Source organism: Sinorhizobium sp. NFACC03 (assembly GCF_900103435.1).
Lineage (GTDB): Bacteria > Pseudomonadota > Alphaproteobacteria > Rhizobiales > Rhizobiaceae > Ensifer.
The window spans coordinates 102,709-121,102 of the sequence record NZ_FMXF01000002.1 but is presented as its reverse complement, the minus strand read 5'-3'; the positions used below and the strand labels follow the sequence as shown (position 1 = coordinate 121,102).

Sequence of the window (18,394 nt, the reverse complement as noted above, 5' to 3'; positions counted from 1 at the left end):
TGAAATCTGCTATTTATCGAAACTGAAACTGCTCGAACTCGACCCGTCGCGGCCTCTTGCCAATATCTTTCAAGCCTTTGACGATTGCCTCCCTCAGCGGCGGCGGACCGCAGAACCAGAGATCCGCTTCCGCCGGATCGATCGCGCTTCCGGTCGCCAGCTTGGCCGCATCCAGACGTCCGTCCGTAGAAGAGTCGTGCAGGACAAAACTGAAGTTTCCGAGTTTCTGGGCTTGCGCCTCGAAGGTCTCCAGGCCGATCGCTTCGCGCCTGTCGCGCACGCAGTAGACCATGTGAATCTCCTGGCCTTCATCGCCCTTCAAGTGCCGGGCCATTGCCAGAAACGGCGTGACGCCGATGCCGCCGGCGAGCCAGATCTGCTTCTTGCCGCCGCGGCGATGGTTGAAGCGACCATAGCCGCCTTCGAGCTTCAGCCGATCACCGACCGCGACACCATCGCGCAGCGCCTGCGTGTAGTCGCCGAGCGGCTTGATCGCGAAGCGGACGATACCGTCAGCCTCGATGCCCGCGATCGTAAACGGATGCGGCTCGCGCAGGCCCGGCTTCATCACGCGCAGGAATCCGAACTGGCCCGGCTTCGCTCGCATGGGCCGTCCGACCGGTCGCGCCGTGATCATCGTCGCTCCGTCATGCTTCGCCACCTCGAAAACTTCGTAGCCGCGGGTTCTGAGCCACGGCAGAAGCTGGGTGTAGGCATAGCTCAGGATGCCGAGCGCGGCGAAGGCATTGAGATAAACCGCCAGAAGTGCCGTGCCGTCATAGGGACGTTTGATGAACATCTGATGGAAGGCGACGAGAACGAAGAGCAGGCCGATCAGACGGTGCGTGTAGCGCCAGAGATGGTAGGGAATCTCGATCTTCGTCCTCGGGATGATTTTGACAATGCTAAGAACAAGTAGGATGACGAAACCATAGAACGCGTATTTTCCGGCAGAAGCAGCCAGCTGGTTCAAACCGCTCGTCAGTGCCAGGCCCATGAAGTCCGGTTTCAGGAAATAATGGATGAGGATAAGGCACAGCACCGAGATGCCGATCCTCCGGTGGAAGTGGTAGACGCGATCGAGCCCACCGAACAAGGCTTCGACGAAAGGCGGGCGGGTCGCCATGAACTGGGCGATCGCCATGCCGACGAAGGCAGCGGACGACGCCATCAGCGAGAATGTCGTCAATGCATTGGTGTGGCTGACCGCCGGTACGGCCAGCAGCCCTGCGAGCACCATCAGCGACCAGACCAGAAACGCGCCCACTTGCATCTTGCGCCCCTCAACGCCGACGTCAGACGGTTGTTGCCAAGGGGAAGACTGACAAGCCCCTTACCATTCGTCAACATCAATCCCTTGGGAACGGCCTATGAGCTTCCTTTATTCATGCCTTTGAAATTTGTGATATTTGAGCGCTCGCTTAATTATATTTCTCAAGGCTCGCATCAGCTTGAGAGGCGATACAGAGATGCGACGATTGCCTTGCTTGCCTCCTTCTGAAAAATTGTGCAAGCTCCTGATATATCAGAAGCAAAGGAACGGCATGTCACTGCAATCCCATGCTCACCTCGCCTACCTCGCGCTCGAACGCCTCATCGTTACACTGAAGCTCGAGCCCGGCGCGCTGGTCACCGAGAGGCAATTGATCGAGCTCGCGGGGCTTGGCCGAACGCCGGTTCGCGAGGCGATCCAGAAGCTTGCCTGGCAGGGCCTGATGGATGTCCGACCACGCGTCGGCCTGCAGATCACCACGATCCGCCCCGACGACCAGGTCCATGTCATGCAGGCCAGGCAGAAGCTGGAGCCGCTTGCGGCCGCTCTGGTAGCGACACACGCGAGCGCCGATGACAGAAGTGCGATGAAAGCCTGCGGCGCGGAGATGGCCGCCTGCCTCGACTCAGGCGACATGGAAGGTTTCCTCGTGGCCGATAAGACCTTCGACGAACTGATGGAGGAGGCCTGTCCCAACCGGTTCCTGACTGCGGCGCTGGCGCCTTTGCAGACGCATGCGCGCCGGATCTGGTTTGCATCGTCCTCACCGGAGAAGATGGTGGGATCCGTCCGCCACCATGTCATCGTGATCGATGCGATCGAGAGGGCTGACGCTCCAGGTGCGTCTGCAGCCATGACGGAGTTGATGAACTATCTCTCAGACGCCTGAAGATGCTTGAATGAACTCGAAGAAATCATCGCAAATACTTGCTTTCACAGTTAATTCTTCGCTTCAAATCCTTCAAATCACGCAGTTGGCATCATGCTTCCAGTCTTCAGGCGTCGTACATGCCAAGCGAAAGTCTCCTCAAGGATGTGAGGCGTCTGGCCACCGCGGGTCGCGACCGCACGTTCGAAGTAGTCTAGGAGCAATTCGCGGTAGGCCGGGTGGCAACAGTTGCTGATGACGACGGGCGCACGCTCCCGTGGCGCCAGCCCGCGCAGATCGGCAAGTCCGTGCTCGGTCACAAGAATATCGACGTCATGCTCCGTGTGGTCGACATGGGACACCATCGGCACGACGGACGAGATGGCGCCGCCCTTGGCAACCGACTTGGCGACGAAGATGGACAGGAAGGCGTTGCGGGCGAAATCGCCAGAGCCGCCAATGCCGTTCATCATGTCGGTGCCGCCGACATTGGTCGAATTGACGTTGCCGTAGATATCGAATTCGAGCGCCGTGTTGATGCCGATGACACCCAGGCGGCGAATGATCTCCGGATGGTTGCTCACCTCCTGTGGCCGGAGGACCAGCTTGTCCTTGTACGCGCCGATGTTGCGGAACACCCGATCGGCCCAAGCGCTGCTAAGCGTCATCGACGATGCCGAGGCGAAACTCAGCTTACCTGCCTCGAAGAGCTCGAACGTGCTGTCCTGAAGCACCTCGCTGTACATGCGCAGATCATGGAAGGGACTGTCGACGAGACCGCTCAGCACTGAATTGGCGATGACGCCGATGCCGGCCTGCAACGGATTGAGCGTCATGTCGAGGCGGCCTCTGCGCACCTCTTCCTGCAGGAAGCCGATCAGGTGGCCGGCAATCGCGGTGGTTTCGGCGTCCGGCGGCGAGATGCGCGCAGCGCTGTCCTCTTTCTCCGTGATAACGATAGCGACGATCTTTTCGGGATCGACCGGGATGTAGGGTGAACCTGCGCGGCTGTCGCAAGCAACGACCGGGATCAGCGTGCGGCTCGGGCGCTTCGCCGGAATGTAGATGTCGTGCAGGCCTTCGAGCTCGGGGCTATGGCTGAGATTGAGCTCTACGATCACCTTCTTCGCCAGGATCGCGAAGCTTGCGGAGTTGCCGACCGATGTCGACGGCACGATTCCGCCATCCTCTGTAATTGCCACCGCCTCAACCACCGCATAGTCGATCGGGCTGATCTGTCCGGAGCGCAACTGCTCGACGGTTTCCGAGAGATGCTGGTCGATGAACATCACCTCGCCACGGTTGATCGCGGCCCTAAGAACGGGATCGGACTGAAACGGCAGGCGCCGGGCAAGGACACCGGCTTCCGTCAACGTCCTGTCGATGTCGTGACCGAGCGAAGCGCCGGTCATCAGCGTGATACGAAACTTCTCGCGCGCCGCACGTTCGGCCATCGCGAGCGGAACCGCCTTGGCATCGCCCGCCTTGGTGAAGCCGCTCATGCCGATTGTCATGCCATCCTTGATGAGCGCAGCCGCCGCTTCCGGCGTGGCGATGCGATCACGCAGTGGCTTGCAGCGAATCCTGGTCTCAAGGCTTGTTCGAATATCGCGGCTCATCGAGCACTCCCTGAAGAGCCCGCGGGGCTCACATCAGGACGGCGCGGGCTTGGTTCTGGTGCGCTAAATCTGCATGGCTGCACGCACACGTTATGAAGTGTTACGGAGGCACGATAGCCCTTGGCGAAGCTGCGCGATACGCAGAATGGACAGGGCCGAGCTACCGCAAATGCATAGCTCCACCACGCATCGCCACAATCGTTGAAGGGCGCACCCAAGGCGCGCCCTTCAACGATAAGACTGCACAAAAAAGGATCAGCCGACGAAGGCCCGCTCGATCACGAATTCGGCCGGCTTGTTGTTGGCGCCTTCGGTCAAGCCCGCAGCTTCGAGGATTTCCTTGGTGTCCTTCAGCATCGCCGTCGAGCCGCAAATCATGCCGCGATCGATCGCCGGATCAAGCGGCGGCAGGCCGAGATCGGAGAAGAACTTGCCGTTGACCATCAGGTCGGTGACGCGGCCCTTGAACGGATAGTCCTCGCGCGTGACTGTCGCATAGTGGCGTAGCTTGTCGCCGACGATCTCGTTCAGGAACTCGTGGTTGCGGATCTCCTCCACGAGGTCGAAGCCGTATTTCAGCTCGGCGACGTCGCGGCAGGTATGGGTGAGGATCACTTCCTCGAACTTCTCATAGGTTTCCGGATCACGGATCAGGCTTGCGAAGGGCGCAATACCGGTTCCGGTCGAGAACATGTAGAGCCTTCGGCCGGGAACCAGCGCATCGAGCACCAGCGTGCCGGTCGGCTTCTTGCGCATCAGCACCTTATCGCCGGGCTTGATCCCCTGCAGATGCGAGGTCAGCGGGCCATCCGGCACCTTGATCGAGAAGAACTCCAGCTCTTCGTCCCAGGCAGGGCTGGCGATCGAATAGGCGCGATAGACCGGCTTGTCGCCGACCATCAGGCCGATCATCGCGAATTCGCCCGAGCGGAAGCGGAATTCGGCAGGGCGGGTCATGCGGAAGCGGAAGAGCCGATCCGTATAGTGCTCAACGCTCGTCACCGTCTCGACGTAAACGCCTGCCGGTGCCTGGATCGCGAAATCTTCCGTTTTTGCCGGAGCATTCATCTGGCTAAAGTCCTGTAATGATGACCCTGTTTATCAACAATGATCGGATATTCCAAGCCACGCGCAATGGGAAGGAAATCCCTTCCAAATATAGTCGCTTTCGGGGATTTCCGCGTGCTTCACACTGTCGCGGCTGATCGAGACTTAAGAAACCCGCCGCCAGCTATAGGATTTCGCGTCGGCGGAAGGCTTTGCCGTCGGCTGGTAGTGCACGGCGATGCCCGGCAGGCGTCCCTCTGCTAGGCGCTTAAGAGCCGTCGCATTGCTGACCGCAAAGCTGTCGACACCACAGCGCAGCATCAGCGGAATCTGGTCGATCAACACGTCGCCAACCGCTCTCACCTCACCGCCGAAGCCGAGCCGCGAACGCAGCAGCGACGCATGGCTGAAGGCGCGGCCGTCGTTGAAGGCCGGGAACGCCACCGCCACCAGCGCAACGCGATCGAGATGGGGCGCCAGCTTCGTCACGTCGTCCGCCGGCGCGATCACCACGCCGAGGCCGGTTTCGTCGCTCGTCTCCACCCTGGCGAGGAACGCGTCGAGGCCGATAATCGCCTTCTCGTTCGAGCCTGCCTTGGTTTCCTCCGTCTCGATGACCCAGGGATCATCGCCCACGAAGCCGGTTTCCTTCCAGATTTTCGTCATGTTCGTTCCTTGCGCCTCAGGCAGCTTCCTGCGCACTGCCGTAGAGCGCGTCCTTGAAGGGTTGCGGGCCGACGCGGCGATAGGCTTCGAGGAAGGTCTCTTGCCTGTCGCGGCGCAGTCCCAGATAGGTGTCGACGATCGTCTCCACCGCGTCGGTCACCTTCTCCGGCTCAAAGCCGCGGCCGATGATCTCGCCGATGGACGTGTTCTCGTCGCCGGAGCCGCCGAGCGTGATCTGATAAAGTTCCGCACCCTTCTTCTCGACGCCGAGCAGGCCGATATGGCCGACATGGTGATGACCGCAGGCGTTGATGCAGCCGGAGATCTTGATCTTCAGCTCGCCGATCTCGGCCTGGCGCTCGGGCGAACCGAAGCGGGTCGAAATCTCCTGGGCCACCGGAATGGAGCGCGCATTGGCGAGCGCGCAATAGTCCAGCCCGGGACAGGCGATGATGTCCGTGATCAGGCCGGCATTGGCGGTGGCGAGACCGGCGGCAACGAGCGCACGGTAGACCGGTTCAAGATCGGCCAGTGCCACATGCGGCAGGATGAGGTTCTGCTCATGGCTGACGCGGATTTCGTCGAAGGCATATTCCTCGGCGATATCGGCAACGGCATCCATCTGCGCGTCGCTGGCGTCACCCGGAATGCCGCCGATCGGCTTCAGCGAGATCGTCACCATGCCGTAGTCCGGGTGCTTGTGCGGCTGCACGTTCTGCTGCACCCAGCGGGCAAAGTCCGTATCGGTTTTCTTCCAGCGTGCAAGGCTTTCCCAGCCCTCGGCGCGGTTTTCGAGGGCGGGCGGCGCGAAGTAGGTGGAGATTGCCTGAATGTCGGTTTCCGGCAGCTTCAGCTCGGTGTCCTTCAACGCCGCGAACTCGACTTCGACCTGACGCGACAGCTCCTCGGCACCGGTTTCGTGCACGAGGATCTTGATGCGCGCCTTGTACTTGTTGTCGCGACGGCCATGCAGGTTGTACACGCGCATGATCGCCGTGGTGTAGGACAACAAATCCAATTCCGGCAGGAAGTCGCGGATCTTCTTGGCGATCATCGGCGTGCGGCCCTGGCCACCGCCGACATAGACGGCAAAGCCGATGCGGCCGTTCTCGTCCTTCTTCAGGTGCAGCCCGATGTCGTGGACCTGGATCGCGGCGCGGTCGCGCTCAGCGCCGGTCACGGCGATCTTGAACTTGCGCGGCAGGAACGAAAACTCCGGATGCACGCTCGACCATTGTCTGAGGATCTCGGCATAAGGCCTTGGATCCGCTACTTCATCGGCAGCCGCACCGGCGAAGTGATCGGCTGTGACGTTGCGAATGCAATTGCCTGACGTCTGCAGCGCATGCATCTCGACGCTTGCCAGTTCCTGCAGGATATCCGGCGTGTCCGACAGGCGCGGCCAATTGTACTGGATGTTCTGGCGCGTGGTGAAGTGGCCGTAGCCGCGGTCATACTTGCGCGCGATATGGGCAAGCATGCGCATCTGGCGGCTCGACAAGGTGCCATAGGGAATGGCGACGCGCAGCATATAGGCATGAAGCTGCAGGTAAACGCCGTTCATCAGGCGCAGCGGCTTGAAGGCGTCCTCGGCGAGCTCGCCGCTCAGGCGGCGCTCGACCTGATCGCGGAACTGTTCGACGCGGGAGGAAACGAAAGCGTGGTCGAATTCATCGTAACGGTACATCGGGTATCGGTTCCTCAGGCAGCGTGTTTCGGGCCGGCCAGCCCGTTGTAGCCGGCAGCATAGGGGATCGACGGGCCTTCGGCACGAATGCGCTCGCGCATGCGCAGCGGGCGAAGCGTGCCGTTGACCTCTTCGACGTCGACCACATTGGCATCGACGACTTTGTTGTCGTCGAAAGCCTGTTTGCCGGTGGCTTCGAGCGCCGTCACGGCCTCAGCATGGCGGGCGATGAAGGCATCCTGAAGCGATTCGACCCAGTTGCCCGCAGCATCCAGCCAGACGGAAATGCCGTCCGAAAGCCTGTTTGCCGTCAAAACCTTGCTCACCATGACCTCTTCCTCAGTTCAAAATCTGTTCGTTACGCCCCAGGGCGACTTCAACGATTCTCTTGGCATCGCGTGCCTTGCCGACGACCAGCGGCTCGGACCGCTCGAAGTTGGCGCCTGCGACGGCGTCGCCGATGATGACCATGACGGGACCCGAAAGCTCAGTCCGGTTTTCCAGGTCCGGAAGGTCCTTGAGCGTGCCATGCAGCAGGCGACGATCCGCGCGGCTGGCATTCTCGATCACCGCGACCGTGGTTTCCGCAGGCAGACCCGCCTGCATCAGACGCTCGGCGACGGAGGCCGCGACCGTGCGACCCATATAGACAGCGATCGTCGCGCCGGAAACGGCGAGCCGCGCCCAATCGGGGAGAACCTCGCCTGTCAGATCGTGACCTGTCGTGAAGACCAGCGACGATGCGACACCGCGAAGCGTCAGCGGCAGTTCGAAATCAGCGGCAGCGGCGAAGGCGGAGGTGATGCCCGGGACGATTTGGTAGCTGATACCGGCTTCGCGGAGGGCCGCCATCTCCTCACCGGCGCGGCCATAGACCAGGGGATCCCCGGATTTCAGCCGAACCACACGCTTGCCTTCGGCGGCGAGCGTCACGAGCAACTGGTTGATCTCACCTTGAGACTTCGTGTGGCAGCCCTTGCGCTTGCCAACAGAGAGACGCTCGGCGTCACGGCGGCCCATGTCGACGATCACCTGCGGCACCAACGCATCATAGACGATCGCGTCGGCTTCCATCATCACGCGCTGGGCGCGCAGTGTCAGCAGGTCTTCGGCGCCCGGACCGGCGCCAACGAGCCAGACGTGGCCCGGAGCCTTCTCGGGCGTATCGAGCAGACGTGAAACCTCACGGCGGGCAGCGGCCAGATCGCCGCCGGCGACCTTATCGGCAACCGGGCCCTGAAAGAACCGGCGCCAGAAGAGCCGACGCGCCACGCCGCGCGGCACCAGGCGATCAACCGCCTCGCGGTAGCTTGCCGCGAGCGAGGCGACGACTCCGAGCGACGGGGAAAGAAGCTGATCGATCTGGGCGCGGATCATCTGCGCGAGCACCGGGCCTGCACCTTCCGTACCGATGGCAACGGCGACCGGCGCGCGGTTGACGAGCGCGGGGGTGAAGAAATCGCAATAGTCGGGCTGGTCGACGGCGTTTGCCGGGATTTTCTGCGCACGCGCCGCAGTGACGATGCGGCGATCCTCCGCGGAGTCGCCGGTTGCGGCGAAAACGAGGATGGCGCCGTCAAGCTGCTCGGCTGCGAAGGCAGCCCGAACATGTTCAACGCCGCGGTCGCGCAGATACTGTGCAAAATCCGCTTCAGGCTCATCGGCAAAGACGACGAGCGACGCTTCCGTGTTCAAGAGCAGCCGCACCTTCGCAAAGGCCTCGTCGCCATTGCCGAACACCGCCACGCGCTTCTGCGCGACGCGAAAGAATGCTGGGAAAACGGCGAGCTGCTGCGTCATGGTCTGGCAAACGGTTCCTTCTACAGGCTGCGCCGAATATCCCGCATGGGGCACGACATTTGAAGGAACAGAAATTTCATTGCCTTTCCGGGCACGTATTGTTTTGCTCGGCGGTGCATTATTTTGAGCAAATATCTCCGAGGTCGACAAAACGCCTGCCCTTCCGCAGCCATTGCGCCGCGGGGGCAACCTCCGTTAAATGCGGTCACTGACCCGCCGGAGATGCAAGACATGACCCAATCGGACCTCGCCGAACGGCTTTTAACCGTAATCGAGCAGGATATCCTGCCGCTCACCGAAAAGGGTGTCGCCGCCGGAAACAAGGTGTTCGGCGCCGCGATCCTGCGCAAATCCGACCTGTCGCTGGTGCTGGCCGAAACCAACAATGAGACGGAAAATCCGCTCTGGCATGGCGAGGTCCACACGCTGAAGCGTTTCTACGAGATGGCGGAAAAGCCCGATACCCGCGACCTCATCTTTCTTTCGTCGCACGAGCCCTGCTCCATGTGCCTTTCGGCTATCACCTGGGCCGGGTTCGACAATTTCTATTATTTCTTCAGCCATGAGGATTCCCGCGACAGCTTCGCGATCCCGCATGACCTCAAGATCCTGAAGGAAGTCTTCCGGCTGGAGCCGGGCGGCTATGCACAGGACAACGCCTTCTGGCATTCGGCCTCGATCGCCGCACTCGTCAGGGATGCCGACCCTGTGACCAAGGCGCGGCTCGCCGAACAAGATTCGCGCATTCGCGCCCGCTACCAGAGCCTTTCCGACAACTACCAGTCGGGCAAGGATGACAACGCCATTCCGCTGAACTGAGATCCATGGAACCTTCACGCGATATAAAACGCCTGCTCGATATCATGGCCGCACTCCGGCAGCCGGAAACCGGTTGCCCCTGGGACATCGTCCAGACCTTCGAGACGATCAAACCCTACACGATCGAGGAAGCCTATGAGGTTGCCGACGCCATCGAGCGCGGCGACATGCACGACCTTTGCGACGAACTGGGGGACCTGCTGCTGCAGGTGGTGTTCCATGCCCGGATGGCGGAGGAAGCCGGCGACTTTGCCTTCGGCGACGTCGTCGAAGCGGTCACCCGCAAGATGATCCGCCGGCATCCGCATGTCTTTGCGCGTTCCGATGCCGATACCCCTGAAGCGGTCAAGTTGCAGTGGGACGAGATCAAGCAGGCCGAAAAGGCTGAGCGGCAGGAAAAGCGCGCCAAGCGCGGCCTTCTTCCGGACTCCGCCGCAAGCCATCTCGGCTCGGTCCAACGCTCGTTTCCGGCACTGGTCGAGGCCCTAAAGCTGCAGGAACGGGCCGCCAAGGTCGGCTTCGACTGGTCGGAGCCCGAGCCTATTCTCGATAAGATCGAGGAAGAGATCGGCGAATTGCGTCAGGCGCTGCGCGAAAAGGACCGCGCCAAGGTCAGCGATGAACTGGGCGACGTGATTTTTGCGGTGGTCAATATTGGCCGTCATGTCGGGACCGATCCGGAAATGGCCCTTCGCGGCACCAACACCAAGTTCCGCCGCCGCTTCGCCCATATCGAGCGCGAACTCGGCGACGCCGGCGAGACGCTGGATGGCGCGACGCTCGAGCGGATGGAAGAGCTTTGGCAAGCGGCGAAGGCGATCGAGCGGCAACTCGGCTAAGGCAATCGGGAACGCATATATCCTATGCGTTCCCTCGCGCGAAAGCTGAGGTCAACAGTGAGCGAATCGGAGGAAGGCGCAGGCTTACCAGTCTTCCTCAACGGGCTTTGGCCCGTTTCCGAGGCGGCGTTCCAGATCGGCGGCCTCGTTTTCGGTCAGCCTGAGTTCAAGGCTCACACGCCCGTCCTCCAGGTCCTCACGGCCGTCGACGATGGCGTGCTGATAGACCCAGGGCAGAAGCTGCAGCTGATCGATGCCGAGCACGACGGTGCATTCGGTCAGCACGCCTGACAGGCGGCGACCAATTTCGCCGAGCAGCTCATCGACGCCCTCGCCGGTGATGGCGGAAACGGCGACCGTGTTGCCCGAGGTTGCCGCCTTGCTCTGCAGCGCCTCACGCGATTCGGCGTCGAGCCGGTCGATCTTGTTCCAGACCTCGATGAGCCGTTCGGAGGCTTCCTTCTCGTCGATGCCGAGATCGGCGAGAATGCGAAGCACATCGCTTGCCTGCGCCTGGTTGTCCGGGTCGGAGAGATCGCGCACATGCAGGATCAGGTCCGCTTCCAGCACCTCTTCAAGCGTCGCGCGGAATGCGGCGACCAAGTGCGTCGGCAGATCGGAAATGAACCCGACCGTGTCGGAGAGGATGACCATGCGGCCATGGGGCAGCTTCAAGCGCCGAAGGGTCGGATCCAGCGTCGCAAACAGCATGTCCTCGGCCAGAACGCCCGCCCCAGTCATGCGATTGAAAAGCGTGGACTTGCCAGCGTTGGTGTAGCCGACGAGAGCGACGATCGGATGCGGCACCTTCTTGCGCTTTGAACGGTGCAACTGCCGGGTCCGGCGGACCTGCTCCAATTCGCGCTCGAGCTTGACGATGCGGTCCTGCAGCAGGCGGCGGTCCGCTTCGATCTGGGTTTCACCCGGACCGCCCATGAAGCCGCCACCACCGCGCTGACGCTCAAGGTGCGTCCAGCTTCGGACCAGGCGGCCTTTCTGGTAATTGAGATGGGCGAGATCGACCTGCAGCGTGCCTTCCTTGGTGGAAGCGCGGCGACCGAAAATCTCCAGAATGAGGCCGGTCCGGTCGATGACCTTGGCGTTCCATTCTTTTTCGAGGTTGCGTTGCTGCACCGGCGTCAAGGGATGGTCGACGATGACGAGGCCAGCATCGAGATCAACGAGAATATGGCCGATTTCCTCGATCTTGCCGCTGCCGAGCAGCGTGCCTGGCTTGGGCTGCGACACCGGAACGATGACGCCATGCACGACTTCCAGATCGATCGCCATCGCCAGACCGGTCGCCTCTTCAAGGCGACTTTCGTCAGTACGCGTCGTTGTCGTCGAGAGGATCTCTGCGGACTGCCTTCCGGTCTTTTTCAAGACCGGAACGATGACGACCGCGCGCATGTCGTCGCGGAGCTTCTCGAGCTCCGGAATGATCGACGACGACTTTGAATCTCGCTTGGTAATGTGCCTAACGTCCCGTCAGGATGCAGCTTCTTCGTTCTCGAACATCTGCAGCGGCTGGCCGGGCATGATGGTCGAAATTGCGTGCTTGTAGACCAATTGCGAATGGCCATCGCGACGCAACAGGACGCAGAAATTATCAAAAGACGTCACGACGCCGGTGAGCTTGACACCGTTGATAAGAAAAATTGTCAATGAAATCTTTTGCTTGCGGACCGTGTTGAGAAAGAGATCCTGCAAGTTTTGAGAACGTTCCGCCATCGCGCCGCTTCTTTCTTATTTGCCGGCGTTTCGCGCCGGTGCATTTTTGTCGATATCTGCAATCAGAGGCGCCACAAGTACCTTCCCCGACACCTCTTTAAGTTTGGTATCAAATCAATGTCTTTTCCGCAACGCCGAAAAAGGCTTCACGAATATTCTGTGCTATGCTTCCCGGATGCCCATTGCCGATCGGTCTGCCGTCCACCGAAATGACCGGAAAGCAGATGCTGGTGGCAGCGGTAATGAAGACCTCGCGCGCCGCGAGCATTTCCTCGACCGAGAACGCTCTCTCCTCGACCTTGAGCCCAAGTGGCCCCGCCACATCCATCAGGGTGGTGCGGGTGATACCCTTCAGGATTCCGTGCTCGGCCGGACGCGTGCGCAGGGTTCCGTCGCCATCGACGATCCAGACATTGGTCGCGGCGCCCTCCTTCACCGTGCCATCGGCATCGACGAAAATTGCCTCCTGGGCACCCTCCTCCTTCGCCTTCTGGCGGGCGAGCACGTTGGGAAGGAGCCCGACGGACTTGATGTCCACCCGGTCCCAGCGGTTTTCCGGTACGGTGATCGCCGCGATCCCTTGCGTCGCCTTTTCGGCGATGGCCTCGGCATCGGTGCGCTTCGCCGTCACCACGATCGTCGGCATCGTCTCCTTGGCCGGAAACACATGGTCACGGCGCGCCACGCCGCGCGTGACCTGGATATAGAACAGACCATTCCGGACCCGGTTGCGCCGAACCACCTCTCGGATCACATGCACGAGCGCCGCCCGGCTCATCGGCCGGTCGATGCGCAGTTCACGAAGCGAACGGTCGAGGCGATCGAGATGCCGGCTGAGATCGACGATGTAACCATGGCGTATCTCACAAACTTCGTAGACGCCGTCCGCAAATTGATAACCGCGATCCTCGATATGGATGCCGGCGTCGGCATGCGGCACGTAGGCACCGTTGACATAGGCAATTCTCGGCATGGATCTCGGCCCTAGAAGTACTGGATGCTGACGCGGAAAAGCTGTTCGACGTGCCGTACGGCATCGGCGGTGGCAAAGAGCACAACACGGTCCTTCGCCTTGATCTTTGTATTGCCGTCCGGGCGAATAAACGTCTTGTCGCGATAAAGTGCACCGATGCGGATGCCTTCGGGAAGATCGAGGTCACGCAGGGCTCTGCCAACGAGCGGCGAGGTTTCCAACGCTTCGGCCTCGATCACCTCGGCCATGCCCTTCTGCACCGCATACACGGAGCGAATGCGCCCCTTGCGGACATGCTGCAGCACGCGCGAGATGGTCACGGCACGTGGGTTCACATAGGCGTCGACGCCAGCCGTGCCGGCAAAATCCTGATAGGACGGCTCGTTGATCAGCACCAGCGTCGACTTGGCGCCCAGCCGCTTCGCCATCATGCTGCCGAGGATGTTGATCTGGTCGTTGTTGGTCAGCGCCACCACGAGATCGGCATCCTGAACGTCAGCTTGTGCCAAAATCCGCTGATCCATCGCCGAACCGTTGAGCACAACGGTGTTGCTCAGCTTATCCGCCATCACCACTGCCCGGTCGCGATCGCTTTCGATCAGTTTCACCCGGGTCCGCGGCTGATGCTCCTCGATGGCCTTGGCAACGAAGTAGCCGACATTGCCGCCACCGAAGATGATGATGCGCCGCGCTTCCTGCTCCTCATGGCCGAAGAGCGCCAAGGTCCGGCGGGCGTGGTCCCGGTCGCAAACGACATAGGCGATATCGCCGGCCTGCAGCTGGTCATCCGAATGCGGCACCATGACCTTGCCGTTGCGGAAGATGCCGGTGACTGTTGCAAGCAGATCGGGGAACAGTTCGCTCAGCTGCTGCAGTGGCGTGCCGACGACCGGGCAATCTTCCAGGCACTCGAAGGCGACCATGGCGATACGATCTTCGGCGAAACGCACGACGTCGATCGCGCCGGGAAAGGAAATACGGCGCAGCACCAGCCGCCCAACCTCGACTTCGGGCGAGATGGTGACGTCGATCGGCACGTTCTCACGTGAAAACAGGTTCGAATACTCGGGCGCGAGATAGCTTTGCGCCCGGATGCGCGCGACCTTCGTCGGCACGTTGAAGATCGCATGGGCCACTTCACAGGCGACGATATTGACCTCGTCGGAGAGCGTGACGGCAATCAGCATGTCGGCCTGGTCGGCGCCGGCCCTGGCCAGCACATCCGGATGCGCACCGTGGCCGACATAGCCGCGCACGTCGAGGCTCTCGGTGATGTTGGCAATCAGCGTCGCCGAGGTATCGATCACCGATACGTCGTTATCTTCCTGCGCGAGCCGCTCGGCAATGCCGTACCCCACCTGGCCCGCACCACAAATGACTACCTTCATGTCGTACTTTCAGCTGGGAGCACTGCCGCGATGGCCGGAAAAATGCCTCAGACGCCCAGCGATTTGAGCTTGCGATGCAGCGCCGACCGCTCCATTCCGACAAATTCCGCCGTGCGCGAAATATTACCCCCGAATCGGTTGATCTGCGCGATCAGATAATCACGCTCGAACATTTCGCGAGCCTCGCGCAACGGCAACGTCATGATGTGCTGGTCACCCTGCGCGGAGATCTTCGGCAGCGTATCGCCCACCTCCGTCGGCAGCATGTCTGCGGAAATCGGCGTGTCCGGACCGTCGCTGCGGGCAAGAATCATCAGGCGCTCGATGTTGTTGCGAAGCTGGCGGATGTTGCCGGGCCAGTCGTGGGCCTGGAGCACGGCCAGGGCATCGTCGCCGATCTTGCGCGGACGAATGCCGGCCTGTTCGCTGACCTGGCGCATGAACATGTCGACGAGGAACGGAATATCCTCGCGCCGCTCGGCGAGCGCCGGCACGCGCACCGGAATGACGGCAAGCCGGTGGAACAGGTCTTCGCGGAACAGGCCCTCGGAGATCATGTTTTCGAGATTGTAGGCGGTCGAGGAGATGATCCGGACATCGACCTTGACGCGCTTGGTACCGCCGACACGCTCGAACTGCTGGTCGACGAGCACCCGCAGAATCTTGTTCTGCGTCTCGCGCGGCATCTCGCCGATTTCGTCGAGATAGAGGATGCCGCCATGGGCTTCCTCGAGCGCACCAGTGCGGCGTGGCTGTCCCGGCGTTCCCTCGGTTCCGAACAGCGCAATTTCCATGCGGTCCGGCGTGATCGCCGCCGCGTTCAGCGCCACGAAGGGACCGGTCGACCGCGTCGACTTGCGGTGGATCATCCGCGCGACCAGTTCCTTGCCCGATCCGGACGGCCCCTGGATCATGATGCGGCTGTTGGTCGGCGCGACCTTCTCGATCGTCTGACGAAGCTGCGACACGGCAACCGACGTCCCGATCAGTTCGACCGGATCGCCGGACTTCTTCTTCAGCTCCGAGACTTCACGCTTGAGCTTCGAGTTTTCCAGCGCCCGCTCGGCAATCAGGATCAGCCGGTCGGCCTTGAAGGGCTTCTCGATGAAATCGTAGGCGCCACGCTTGATGGCGTTGACGGCGGTCTCGATATTGCCGTGACCGGAAATCATGACGACGGGGAGGTCCGGATAGCGCCCCTTGATCTCATCGAGCAGCGCCAGGCCGTCGAGCCGGCTTCCCTGCATCCAGATATCGAGGAAGACCAGGCGCGGCACGCGATCGCTGATCGCCGCCAGCGCACTGTCGCTGTCGAAGGCGGTGCGGGTTTCGTGCCCTTCGTCAGAGAGGATACCCGACACGATCTCGCGGATATCTTCCTCATCGTCCACAACCAGAATATCAGCGGCCATCGCTCGCACCCTTATCCTTCAAACTGTCTTCGCCCCCGGTTTCTCCGGCAGGCGGCAGGACCACGCGGATCATCGCCCCGACACCGCCGTCAAAATCGGCTGGCGCGTCGTGCAACTCTAATTGTCCGCCATGGTCCTCAATGATCTTCTTGACGATGGCGAGTCCCAGGCCCGTGCCCTTCTCGCGCATCGTCATGTATGGCTCCAGAATCCTGTGCCGGTTCTCCGTCGGCAGCCCCTTGCCGTTGTCGATGATATCGACAACGAAGCGGCCCGTTGCCACGTCGGTTCGTGCTCGCGCGACGATCCTCGGATGGCCGCGCGCCGCATCGGCCGGCACCGCCTCGATCGATTCGACCGCGTTCTTGACGATGTTGCCGAAGGCCTGACCGAGCATGCGCCCGTCGAACAGGCCCTCGAGCGGCTCTTCGCCGAGGTCCCGCACAAAATCGATGTGATTGTTGCCCATCTCGCGCAGGAACATCGCATCCTTCAGGATCGTGCGGAGATCCGCCTTTTCCTTGGTCGGCTTCGGCATGCGCGCGAAAGCCGAGAACTCGTCGACCATGCGTCCGATGTCTTCTACCTGGCGCACGATCGTATCGGTGCACTGGTCGAAGATAGCCTTGTCTTCCTGGTTGATCTGCTTGCCATAACGGCGCTTCAGACGTTCGGCGGAGAGCTGGATCGGCGTCAGCGGGTTCTTGATCTCGTGCGCGATGCGGCGCGCGACATCGGCCCAGGCGGTCGAGCGCTGAGCGATGACGAGGTCGGTGATGTCATCGATGGTGATGACGTAGGATTCGTTCGCTTCGCCACCCTCTTCGCGCGTCACCTGAACGTTCAGCGTCCGCTCGGTTCCGCTGCGCATGATATTGATCTGCTTGCGGTAGTCGTTGCGATGGCGGCTTTCGGCCTCCACCAGAACCTCTTCGACCTCCGGCGCTACCGTGCGCAGGTCCGCGCCGAGGAGTTCAGGCGCCGCCTTCTTCAGGAACTCTTCGGAAAACGAGTTGACGATGGTGATCTGTCGATCGCGCCCGACACCGATCACCGCCGCAGTCACGCCTGAAAGAACAGCCTCGATGAAACGACGGCGATGATCGACTTCGTCCTTGGCCTCCAGGATCTGTTCCTGCTGGCTGCGGATTTCCGAGACCATCTTGTTGAAGGTGCGCGACAGGTTACCAACGTCGCCGTCGACGGCACGGACCGGCACGACAACATCGAGATTGCCGGAGGCGACACTGTCGGCAGCGCCGATCAACTGGCGAATGGGCCGGACGATCCGGTCGGCAACCGCGATCGCGGTCCAGATCGCAGCCAGGAGAACGATGAGCGCAAACCCGATATAGAGAACACCGAAGGCGATCTGCGTGAAGGTTCGACCGGCCTCAAGCATCTTGTACTCGGCCGTGTTCTCTTCCATCAGCCGCAGCGAGCGCATCACTTCCGGATCGACATTGCGAACCGTGTAGAGATAGGTGCCCGGAATGTCGTCGAGCGGAATAACGGCCCCGACAAGGTTGGTGACCCCTGGCGGAATCAGTGTCGGTTGACCGGATACCGAGCTTTTCAGTGCGTCCGGCGGAATGGAGGGCAGCGGACGGTCCGTGGAGATGTTGGCCTGAATTATAGCGCTGCCATCAGCACGAACCAGGAATGCCCCAAGCATGCCGCGGCCGCGCGCCTGGCGGGTCATCAGTTCCGTGAAACCTGTGCGGTCGAGGCTGTAGAGCTGCCGGTTGCGTTCGAGGTCGTTGGCCATCGACACCGTCTGACCCTGCAGATAGCTGGCATTCTCGAGCACATAGGCCTGGGCGACGTTGATCGACGAGCGGACGATCGCCTGCGTCCGCAGCGAAAACCAGCGATCGAGGCCGACGTCGAGCGTGATGCTGGCAAAAATCGCGACAAGAACCGCAGGCGTGATCGCCACGATCGAAAACAGCGCAACGATGCGCACGTGAAGGCGCGCGGCGGCGCGGCCTTTGCGTCGGGCGCGTAGCAGCCGCAGGATTTCGCGGGCGATCAGATAGATCAGGCCAACGACGAACAGGCTGTTGATGGCAGCGCAGGCGATGACGACATTTCGCTCGAGCCGTATCGGCGTCAATCCGAGAAGGACGAGCAGCGAGACAGTGGCGCAGATCAAGGCGCCGGTCGCCAGCATCAGCCCCGGCAGGGCAAAGGACGCGCGCCGGTCCTGCGCCGCGAGTCCCTCATCTGTGCCCAGCGGCAAGGCCATTGCGTCCACCATGAAAAGCGTTCC

The 18,394-nt window shown here is 61.4% G+C and carries 16 protein-coding genes; 3 read left to right on the top strand and 13 right to left on the bottom strand.

The genetic code is table 11. The features are described 5' to 3' along the window. Nucleotides 1–13: 13 nt before the first annotated feature. Complete coding sequence (locus tag BLU35_RS05995) at nucleotides 14–1,273, bottom strand: ferredoxin reductase family protein (protein WP_093232396.1); 1,260 nt, start codon at nucleotides 1,271–1,273, stop codon at nucleotides 14–16. 271 nt (nucleotides 1,274–1,544) lie between these two features. Between BLU35_RS05995 and BLU35_RS05990 the strand changes: the two genes are divergently transcribed. Further along, entirely contained in the window at nucleotides 1,545–2,162 is a 618-nt protein-coding gene (locus tag BLU35_RS05990; protein WP_093232481.1) for a GntR family transcriptional regulator, read from the top strand. Nucleotides 2,163–2,239: 77 nt separating this feature from the next. Here BLU35_RS05990 and scpC read toward each other — a convergent pair whose 3' ends face one another. From scpC to cysG, 6 genes are all read right to left on the bottom strand, one after another. Further along, nucleotides 2,240–3,760, bottom strand: coding sequence for a succinyl-CoA:acetate CoA-transferase ScpC (gene scpC, locus BLU35_RS05985; protein WP_093232395.1), 1,521 nt, complete (start codon nucleotides 3,758–3,760; stop codon nucleotides 2,240–2,242). A gap of 255 nt (nucleotides 3,761–4,015) precedes the next feature. After that, on the bottom strand, nucleotides 4,016–4,828 hold the full coding sequence (locus BLU35_RS05980; RefSeq protein ID WP_057255702.1) for a ferredoxin--NADP reductase: 813 nt from the start codon (nucleotides 4,826–4,828) through the stop codon (nucleotides 4,016–4,018). 144 nt (nucleotides 4,829–4,972) lie between these two features. After that, nucleotides 4,973–5,473 (bottom strand): DUF934 domain-containing protein, encoded by a 501-nt coding sequence (locus tag BLU35_RS05975; RefSeq protein ID WP_058320590.1) that lies wholly within the window; start codon nucleotides 5,471–5,473, stop codon nucleotides 4,973–4,975. Between the two features lie 16 nt (nucleotides 5,474–5,489). Further along, on the bottom strand, nucleotides 5,490–7,160 hold the full coding sequence (locus BLU35_RS05970; protein WP_093232394.1) for a nitrite/sulfite reductase: 1,671 nt from the start codon (nucleotides 7,158–7,160) through the stop codon (nucleotides 5,490–5,492). Between the two features lie 14 nt (nucleotides 7,161–7,174). Continuing rightward, nucleotides 7,175–7,489 (bottom strand): DUF2849 domain-containing protein, encoded by a 315-nt coding sequence (locus tag BLU35_RS05965; RefSeq protein WP_057255696.1) that lies wholly within the window; start codon nucleotides 7,487–7,489, stop codon nucleotides 7,175–7,177. A gap of 10 nt (nucleotides 7,490–7,499) precedes the next feature. After that, complete coding sequence (cysG, locus tag BLU35_RS05960) at nucleotides 7,500–8,960, bottom strand: siroheme synthase CysG (RefSeq protein WP_093232393.1); 1,461 nt, start codon at nucleotides 8,958–8,960, stop codon at nucleotides 7,500–7,502. Nucleotides 8,961–9,191: 231 nt separating this feature from the next. Between cysG and BLU35_RS05955 the strand changes: the two genes are divergently transcribed. Further along, complete coding sequence (locus BLU35_RS05955) at nucleotides 9,192–9,779, top strand: deaminase (protein ID WP_093232392.1); 588 nt, start codon at nucleotides 9,192–9,194, stop codon at nucleotides 9,777–9,779. Between the two features lie 5 nt (nucleotides 9,780–9,784). Continuing rightward, nucleotides 9,785–10,618 carry a nucleoside triphosphate pyrophosphohydrolase gene (mazG, locus tag BLU35_RS05950; protein WP_058326652.1) on the top strand — a complete coding sequence of 278 codons (834 nt, stop codon included), beginning with the start codon at nucleotides 9,785–9,787 and terminating at the stop codon, nucleotides 10,616–10,618. Between the two features lie 84 nt (nucleotides 10,619–10,702). On the opposite strand, the gene hflX is transcribed toward mazG, so the two are convergent. The 6 genes from hflX to BLU35_RS05920 all read right to left on the bottom strand — a co-directional run bounded on the left by hflX (nucleotide 10,703) and on the right by BLU35_RS05920 (nucleotide 18,382). Continuing rightward, nucleotides 10,703–12,028: a GTPase HflX gene (hflX, locus tag BLU35_RS05945; RefSeq protein ID WP_058326653.1), complete on the bottom strand. Its 1,326-nt coding sequence runs from the start codon at nucleotides 12,026–12,028 to the stop codon at nucleotides 10,703–10,705. 78 nt (nucleotides 12,029–12,106) lie between these two features. Continuing rightward, complete coding sequence (gene hfq, locus BLU35_RS05940) at nucleotides 12,107–12,349, bottom strand: RNA chaperone Hfq (protein ID WP_003535434.1); 243 nt, start codon at nucleotides 12,347–12,349, stop codon at nucleotides 12,107–12,109. Nucleotides 12,350–12,458: 109 nt separating this feature from the next. Continuing rightward, on the bottom strand, nucleotides 12,459–13,322 hold the full coding sequence (locus BLU35_RS05935) for a D-amino-acid transaminase (RefSeq protein WP_093232391.1): 864 nt from the start codon (nucleotides 13,320–13,322) through the stop codon (nucleotides 12,459–12,461). 11 nt (nucleotides 13,323–13,333) lie between these two features. After that, nucleotides 13,334–14,710 carry a Trk system potassium transporter TrkA gene (gene trkA, locus BLU35_RS05930; RefSeq protein WP_093232390.1) on the bottom strand — a complete coding sequence of 459 codons (1,377 nt, stop codon included), beginning with the start codon at nucleotides 14,708–14,710 and terminating at the stop codon, nucleotides 13,334–13,336. Between the two features lie 47 nt (nucleotides 14,711–14,757). Then, nucleotides 14,758–16,122, bottom strand: a complete 1,365-nt coding sequence (gene ntrX / locus BLU35_RS05925) for a two-component system response regulator NtrX (protein WP_057255682.1) — start codon at nucleotides 16,120–16,122, stop codon at nucleotides 14,758–14,760. Beyond that, entirely contained in the window at nucleotides 16,112–18,382 is a 2,271-nt protein-coding gene (locus BLU35_RS05920) for a sensor histidine kinase NtrY-like (protein WP_058320586.1), read from the bottom strand. The genes ntrX and BLU35_RS05920 overlap by 11 nt, the downstream gene beginning before the upstream one ends. Nucleotides 18,383–18,394: the final 12 nt, after the last annotated feature.